Source organism: Synechococcus sp. R55.7, assembly GCF_047461955.1.
In the GTDB taxonomy this organism is placed as follows: domain Bacteria; phylum Cyanobacteriota; class Cyanobacteriia; order Thermostichales; family Thermostichaceae; genus Thermostichus.
Map to the genome: position 1 here is coordinate 1 of NZ_JANSIC010000063.1, position 7,562 is coordinate 7,562.

The 7,562-nt window shown below is 56.0% G+C and carries 7 protein-coding genes; 3 read left to right on the forward strand and 4 right to left on the reverse strand.

Annotated features, from left to right (window positions below; genetic code table 11):
- The first annotated feature begins 45 nt into the window (after positions 1-45).
- From NW820_RS04965 to NW820_RS04975, 3 genes are all read left to right on the forward strand, one after another.
- Complete coding sequence (locus NW820_RS04965; RefSeq protein ID WP_414330694.1) at positions 46-1,182, forward strand: citrate synthase; 1,137 nt, start codon at positions 46-48, stop codon at positions 1,180-1,182.
- A 67-nt stretch (positions 1,183-1,249) separates the two neighbouring features.
- On the forward strand, positions 1,250-2,317 hold the full coding sequence (locus NW820_RS04970; RefSeq protein ID WP_414341727.1) for a permease: 1,068 nt from the start codon (positions 1,250-1,252) through the stop codon (positions 2,315-2,317).
- A 355-nt stretch (positions 2,318-2,672) separates the two neighbouring features.
- Complete coding sequence (locus NW820_RS04975; RefSeq protein WP_414406850.1) at positions 2,673-3,107, forward strand: DUF29 domain-containing protein; 435 nt, start codon at positions 2,673-2,675, stop codon at positions 3,105-3,107.
- 158 nt (positions 3,108-3,265) lie between these two features.
- Here NW820_RS04975 and NW820_RS04980 read toward each other — a convergent pair whose 3' ends face one another.
- The 4 genes from NW820_RS04980 to pstC form a co-directional block, all read right to left on the reverse strand.
- The gene (locus NW820_RS04980; protein WP_414406851.1) at positions 3,266-4,633 is read right to left on the reverse strand and encodes an FAD-binding oxidoreductase; all 1,368 of its coding nucleotides are present in this window, start codon (positions 4,631-4,633) and stop codon (positions 3,266-3,268) included.
- A gap of 112 nt (positions 4,634-4,745) precedes the next feature.
- On the reverse strand, positions 4,746-5,543 hold the full coding sequence (gene pstB, locus NW820_RS04985; protein WP_099883872.1) for a phosphate ABC transporter ATP-binding protein PstB: 798 nt from the start codon (positions 5,541-5,543) through the stop codon (positions 4,746-4,748).
- Positions 5,544-5,613: 70 nt separating this feature from the next.
- On the reverse strand, positions 5,614-6,507 hold the full coding sequence (pstA, locus tag NW820_RS04990) for a phosphate ABC transporter permease PstA (RefSeq protein ID WP_011433508.1): 894 nt from the start codon (positions 6,505-6,507) through the stop codon (positions 5,614-5,616).
- Between the two features lie 38 nt (positions 6,508-6,545).
- Positions 6,546-7,529: a phosphate ABC transporter permease subunit PstC gene (pstC, locus tag NW820_RS04995; RefSeq protein WP_414406852.1), complete on the reverse strand. Its 984-nt coding sequence runs from the start codon at positions 7,527-7,529 to the stop codon at positions 6,546-6,548.
- Positions 7,530-7,562 lie beyond the last annotated feature (33 nt).

A 7,562-nucleotide genomic window follows, 5' to 3' on the forward strand; every position in this document is an offset into this window, starting at 1 on the left:
TTGATTCATCATTATCTAGGAAATACTTGCTCTAAGGATCCGACCATGGCGGATGGCGAATACAGACCAGGCTTGGAAGGCGTTCCGGCCACACGCTCCAACATTAGTTTTGTGGATGGCCAGGCGGGGATCCTGGAATATCGGGGCATCCCCATCGAGGAATTAACCGCCCACAGTACCTTTCTGGAGACAGCCTACTTGCTGATCTTTGGAAAGCTGCCGACCCAATCGGAGCTGGACAACTTTGATCAGGCAATCCGCAGTCATCGACGGGTGAAATACCGCATCCGCGACATGATCAAGTCGTTTCCGGAGTCGGGCCACCCGATGGATGCTCTGCAAACCTGTGTGGCGGGCTTGGGGCTGTTTTACCCGCTGCGGGAGATGGATCCCGACTATGTGTTCGGCACCGTCACCCGGTTGCTCTCCAAGCTGCCGACCATGGTGGCCATGTTCCACCAGATGCGACAGGGCAACGATCCCATTCCCCCGGACGATAGTCTGGATCACGCTTCCAACTTTCTGTACATGCTCTCGGGCAAGAAGCCGGATCCCTGGTTGGCCCGCATTTTTGACATCTGCCTGATCCTGCACGCCGAGCACACGGTCAATGCCTCTACGTTTGCCCTTCTGGTGAGCGCTTCCACGCTGGCTAACCCCTACAGCAGCCTGGCCACGGCGGTGGGTACCCTTTCGGGGCTGTTGCACGGGGGGGCCAACCAACAGGTGATGATGCTGCTGCGGCAAATCGGCTCGGTGGAAAATGTACGCTCGTTTATCGAGGAGAAGCTGGCCAAAAAACAGCGCATCATGGGCATGGGGCACCGAGTCTACAAGGTGAAGGATCCGCGGGCCACCATCCTGCAGCGGCTGGCTGAAGAGCTGTTTGAGCGCTACGGCCACGACAAGTACTACGACATTGCCCTGGAGGTGGAGCGGGTGTGCGAGGAGTTGCTAGGGCCGAAGGGGATCTACCCGAATGTGGACTTCTACTCAGGGTTGGTCTACGCCAAGCTGGGGATCCCAGAAGATTTGTTTACACCGGTGTTTGCCATTGCCCGAGCGGCGGGTTGGCTGGCCCATTGGCGGGAGCAGTTGTCCGATAATCGGCTTTTCCGACCCACCCAGGTGTACACAGGCGAACGCCAGCAACGCTATATCCCCATAGAAGAGCGAGGTTGAGAGCCGTTTGACAGGGCGCTGGGCCGAGATCCAAACTCAGTAAGGCCCAAATTGTGCGTGAGGCGGTGTGTTGAGCCTTTTAGACTCTCCCCTTTGGCGAGACGGGTTCACCCTGTTTCTGAGCCTTGTGGTGCAGGCCATGCCATTTCTGCTGCTGGGGGTGTTTCTATCGGGGCTGCTGGCGGTGTTTGTCGAGGGATCCCAGTTGGCCCGTTTCCTGCCCAAAGGCAAAATCGGCAGCGCGGTGGCCGGTGGCGCTTTAGGATTCTTTTTCCCGGTGTGCGAGTGCGGCAACCTGCCGGTGGCCCGTCAACTGGTGATCAAAGGGATCCCACCCCACGTGGCGGTGGCCTTTCTGTTGGCGGCGCCGGTGTTTAACCCGGTGGTGATCTTTTCCACTTGGATTGCCTTTCGCTCCATGCCGGAGCTGGTGATCTACCGAGTTCTCTTTTCCTTCGGCATTGCGGTTGTCGTCGGCTTGATCTTCAGCCTGCAAAAGGATTTCCAGCCTCTGTTGCAGCCGTCAGTCTGGCGGGAGCTGCAGCGCAATTGCTCCCAAGAAGCTGATCCGAAGAACATCTCCCGCTCGCCGTTGTTGCAGGGGGGCACCTTCTGGATTGGATCCCAGAGCCCTGCTCAAGGGGCCTCTGGCGGATCCCTGGCCACTTTACAAACGGCTGAAGATGTGTATCGCTCTGCTCTGGCCGCTGCGCCTTCTCCCTCCAGGGGACAAAAAGGAGTTCTCCTGCTGCAGACCTGGGCCAGGGAGATCCGCGAATTGGGATCCGTGCTCATCTTGGGCTCGGCGATGGCGGCCCTGATTCAAACGGTGATCCCGCGTTCGTTTGTGCTGGATTATGGCCAAGATGCATTGCTCTCAATCCTGATCATGATGGCCCTGGCCGGGATCATCTCCATCTGCTCGACGGTGGATGCCTTTTTCGCCCTCTCCTTTGCCGCCACCTTCACGCCGGGATCCCTGTTGGCTTTTATGGTGTTTGGGCCGATAGTAGACTTGAAAGCCATAGGCTTGATGCTCACTCTGTTCAAGCCCCGCGCCATTTTCTACTTCGTGATCTTGGTCTTTCAGCTTACTCTGGTGGGAGCTTTAGCCATCAACTACTATGGCAGTTAAAGCGTTTGTTTGAACCTTTCTCCACAGGGACACCCTCTCCATCCACTCTCCGTCAAATATTCGTCAAATATAGTTGCTTCAGTTTAGGGTAAGACGCCTGGGCTCCTGATCGCGCCAGCGGGACGGAGTCCTTGAAAAGCCTTCCGGCTCGGTGCACTTTAAGTGTGGGTGCAGTGTCCTGCTTTAAATCGAAATGACTATAGAAAGAGTTGCCTGGATAAGGTTTGTCACCAGAGGACTCTGCTCCCAGACGGTTGAGAACTCAGGTGTTACAGGTTTTATTGTAGTAAACTCAAGAAGGACGTAGTCTGGATTTCATAATTATCGCGACCCTATTTTTCAGCAGGACAAAGCTATGAGCAATCTATACTCGACAGACTTTAACTTGTGGATTGACCGAACAACCCGGCTATTGCGGGAAAGGCGCTGGCATGAAATTGACCTAACACACTTAATTGAAGAGGTTGAGAATTTGGGTAAGAGCGAACGACGAGGGATTGCCAGTCAATTAACTCGCCTTCTGCTGCATCTGCTCAAGTGGCAGTATCAACCTCAGCGCCGTTCAGATAGCTGGCTAGATTCCATTACAGATGCGCGAACCCAAATCGGATTGGCCATAGAAGATAGCCCTAGCCTAAAAGGTTATCTGGTAGAGCAACTTGAAGAGAGTTATCAACGGGCGCGCCGCCAAGCAGCCAGGCAAACGGGGATAGAAATCTCGACATTTCCAGATGTCTGTCCCTACTCTCCAGAGTTGGTGCTTGCAGAGGACTGGCTGCCGGAAGTTTGACAGTCCACACCACAAAGCATTTAACGGTGGACAGCATTCCCACAGTACTGACTGTAGAGCTTTGGACTGGTGTTGTCCTGCCCAGACAATCCATCAGGGATTAAACATGGGCAATACAGATAGACCAAGGCCAATTGCTGTGCTACTGTTGCTATTCCTCAAGCAGAGGCGCGCTCCTGCCAGGTGCGCATCTTGCCCGGATTAAGCAACCCATAGGGATCCACTTCTTCTTTGAAACGAATCTGGCGCGGATCCATCACTTTGCGCCCGCCGTCTTCGATGATGAAAGTGTGGGGGTTGGCAATAAATACTCCCTGCTCTTCGTGGTAGCGCATGATCTCGTTTAGACGCTCTTCGGTGGTAAAGCGGACAATTTGCAGGCCGACAGGGGTAGCTTGCCCGTTGATGCGAATCCACTCCAGGTGCATCAGCACTTCGTCGCCAAAATACTCGTACATGTGCTGCACCAGCTTCAGCTCCCGATCGGCGGGAAAAGCCGATTGTAAATAAGTCAGGCTGGGATCCACGCTGCGGCAGTGCAAGGTGGTGTGATTCCAAGAAAATTCCCCCAGCGAGATCCCTTTGGCGGCCTCTTGGGCAGTTTTGTTGTAAACCACTTGGCCCCCATGTTCCCGGATCAGCTCCAACAGCGGCTCCAGGCTGCATTCGGCCACCATCAACAGGGCCACAGCGGATCCCTCTGGCAGATAGCCCCGCAGCGGCGCAAAGTAGCTGGGGATCGGCCAAGCGTGCAGGCTGATCATCTTCTTGATGATCCCATCCGCATCGCCCAGGGCCTGGCCAAAATGGGCACAGGGCATAAACCCTCCTGCGGGGGGAAAAGCCACCACCAGCTCTGCCCAAGGGTAAGCAGGCGCCAGCGGAATCTCCACCTCGGTGATGATCCCATTCAGGCCCCAGGCATGGCTCACTTGGAACACCTCGTCTCCCCGCAGCTCCAGCACCCGGGGCTCTTCCTCCAGGGTGACCACCCGCAAACCCAAGATGTTGCCGCGATCCCGCAGTTGGCCGTAGGTCACAGAGCCAATGCCGCCGCTGCCGCCGGCAATGAACCCCCCGATGGTGGCCGTGCGATAGGTGGAAGGAGCCATGCGGATCTCCCAGCCCATCTCCCGGGTGTGTTTGTCGATGGCCATCAACTTGGCTCCCGCCTGCACCCGCGCCAAGCCCGGCTTTGCCCAAAGCACCTGGTTGAGCTTGCCCATGTCCAGGATCACACCCCCGGCCAGCGGGATACATTGGCCGTAATTACCGGTACCGGCACCGCGCACCGTAACCGGGATCCGCAGCCTGGCACAGGCCGCTGCCACCCGCATCACCTCGGCCTCATCGGCGGGGCGCACCACCAAATCTCCCCGCTTGTCGCTCAGTTGTCGGCTCAGCACGGGGCTGTAGTGGTAAAAATCCAACGACAACTTGGCCACCTGAGCCGGATCAGTGATGATCTCAATACCCTCTAAGTCAGAACGCAAAGCCTGCAGCTTGTCAGGAGCGGCAACGATCATAGGTATCCGTATTTGGGTGCAACGGTTCTTCAGACTCCATCATCGGCAGAAATTGCCTGCAAAAGGGTTTGCCGAGAACAGTATGGGAAGGATCCCTGTCCGGCCAGGTCGATTAGCCGAAGCGGCCCTCCACATAATCTCTTGTGGCTTGCTTGGTGGGGCTGTTGAAGATGACTTCAGTTCTGTCAAATTCAATCAGCTCGCCCACACGGTTGGATCCCACCAGCTCCACGCTGAAGAAAGCCGTCATATCCGAGACGCGGCTGGCCTGCTGCATGTTGTGGGTGACGATGATGATGGTATATTCCTCCTCCAGCTCCTTCATCAGCTCTTCGATACGGCGGGTGGAAATGGGATCCAGTGCCGAACAGGGCTCATCCATCAAAATCACATCCGGCTGTACCGCCAGAGCCCGGGCAATACACAAGCGCTGCTGCTGCCCTCCCGACAGCGACTGACCATTTTCTTTCAACTTGTCTTTGACTTCATCCCAGAGGGCAGCCCGTTTCAGCGAGGTTTCCACCACCTCGTCCAAGTCTACCTTCATCCCCAGCACCCGCGGGCCGTAGGCCACGTTGTCGTAAATGCTTTTGGGGAAGGGATTGGGTTTTTGGAAGACCATGCCGATACGCCGCCGCACCGCCACCGGATCGACCTCTTTGGCGTAGAGATCCTTGCCGTGGTAGGTGAGCTTGCCCTCTACACGAGCACCGGGGATCAAATCGTTGGTGCGGTTAAAACAGCGCAGAATCGTGCTTTTGCCACAGCCGGAAGGGCCGATAAACGCAGTAATCTGTCGGGCTGGGATGTCCAGAGTAACATTTTTTACCGCCAGATTGGAGCCATAGTAGACATTCAGGTTCTCGGTCCTGAAAACGTAAGAGGTCTGGTTAAGAGATTGAGTTTGCATGGCAGCACTCACAAAAAGAGCTAGAGTTCGACGAAGAGTTCGATTCAAGACTTTGTTGAGAATCCTCAGGCTATTTCCTGGTCTTGTACACCAAAAAGCGAGCGGTCAAGCTGGCCGCCAAAACAATGGCTAACAAAACCAAAGCGCCCGCCCAAGCCAGCTCCTGCTGCACCCTGTAGGGAATGATGGAGAAAAAGTAGACCATCACCGGCAAGGTAGCCACCGGGCCAAAGAGATTAGTAGACCAGAAATTGTTGTTGAAGGCGGTAAAGAGCAGAGGTGCAGCCTCGCCTGCCGCTCGGGCCAAAGCCAGGATTAGCCCGGTTACGATGGCCGGTGCCGCTGCCGGCAAAACAACGCGCATTGTGGTCTGAAAGCGATTTGAGCCCAGGCCAAGGGAAGCCAAGCGCATGTCGGGCGAAACCAGCAGCAACGCCTCCTCGGTGGAGCGGATGACAATCGGCAGCATCAGCACGCCAAAAGCCACCCCTCCCGAGAAAGCCGAAAAGCCGGATCCCCTCACCACCACAGCATAGGCAAACAGGCCGCAGAGAATGGCCGGTACCCCCGTGAGCACATTGCAGGAAAACTTAACCAGATAAGCCAAGCGGGTGCCGCGACCGAATTCAGACAAGTACACTGCCGCCAAGATGCCGAAGGGAAAGCTCAAAGCCGCCCCCGTAGCCAGCACCATTAAATTGCCGACAATTGCGTGACCAAAGCCCCCTTCCGCCAGGCCAGGGGCAGGGTAGCGGGTCTGGGTGAGGACATCCCAATTTATCCGCTGGATGCCTTCCTTGCCCACATCCCACAGCACCCAAGATAGGGAAGCTATGATCACCGCCACAAAGAGGCCACTCAGCAGGGTTAGGACAATGCCTGTGTAATTGCGGACAGGGGCAATGGCGGCACGAGTAATGTCGATGTCAACCTTCTCAGGGGCAAGCTGTGCTGAGTCGGACATGATAACAGTGCTCCTTTATCTTCTTTCTGCTTCCCAAGTTACTGCTCCAAGTTTTGAAACTTGCGGATGATGATCTCGGCAACAATGTTGACCAATAACGTCAGCACCATCAGCACCACGCCGGCATACATGAGAGCCGAAACCTGCAAGCGTCCTGCCTCGCCAAACTGAGAGGCAATCAAGCCAGTAATGGTGGATCCCGGCTGCATTAGGGAGATATTGATGCGGTTGGCGTTGCCGGAAAGCATGGCCGCTACCATGGTCTCTCCCAGGGCCCGTCCCAGCGCCAGCATGATCGAGCTGACAATGCCCGACAGGCCGGCAGGGATCATCACCGTTAAGATGGTCTCCCAGCGGGTTGCCCCCAAAGCCAAAGCCCCCTCTTTTAGGCTGCGTGGTAGAGATTCAAAGGTACTGCGGGTAATGGAGATGATGATGGGAGAGATCATGATCCCCAGCACCATAGCCACTATCAACAAGCTGGGCCCCCGCGGAGCCGGGCCACTCAAGAAAGGGATCCAACCCAGCGTCTGGTTAATGGCTCGAAAGATGGGCCGCACTGCTGGAATCAGAACAAAGATCCCCCACAGCCCCAGCACCACACTGGGAATGGCCACGATCAGCTCAATGGCAAAACCAATCGGCGCCGTTACCCACTTGGGGGCAAAACCTTCCGTCAAAAAGATGGCAGTGCCAATGCCCAGAGGGATGGCAAAAATCAAAGCCACCAGAGAGGTTACCAAACTGCCATAAATCTGTGGTAGCACCCCGTAGATGTTTTCCACCGGGTTCCAGCGGGCAGTAACCAGGAAGCCCAAGCCAAACTGCTGAATCGCCGGCAGAGCCGCTTCGGTGGTTTGAAGAATCACCCAGATGAGGATAATGCCGGCAAACCCTGCCAAGGCCAGCGTCAGGCGGACAAAGCCCACATCAACAGCCCGAGACAGGCTCGCCTTTTTCTCAATGTCAACATCGATATCCGGGTTTGGTGGTGAACCATAACCCGTAGCCGCTGAAGTCATAGCCTCTCTCCCATGATCATCTTCGGTTCAAAA

Excerpts from the sequence above, each read along its gene's own strand:
- NW820_RS04965 (WP_414330694.1), top strand. The coding sequence starts at position 46 with ATGGCGGATGGCGAATACAGACCAGGCTTGGAAGGCGTTCCGGCCACA.
- pstA (WP_011433508.1), bottom strand. The coding sequence starts at position 6,507 with ATGTCCGACTCAGCACAGCTTGCCCCTGAGAAGGTTGACATCGACATT.
- NW820_RS04980 (WP_414406851.1), bottom strand. The coding sequence starts at position 4,633 with ATGATCGTTGCCGCTCCTGACAAGCTGCAGGCTTTGCGTTCTGACTTA.
- pstB (WP_099883872.1), bottom strand. The coding sequence starts at position 5,543 with ATGCAAACTCAATCTCTTAACCAGACCTCTTACGTTTTCAGGACCGAG.
- NW820_RS04975 (WP_414406850.1), top strand. The coding sequence starts at position 2,673 with ATGAGCAATCTATACTCGACAGACTTTAACTTGTGGATTGACCGAACA.
- pstC (WP_414406852.1), bottom strand. The coding sequence starts at position 7,529 with ATGACTTCAGCGGCTACGGGTTATGGTTCACCACCAAACCCGGATATC.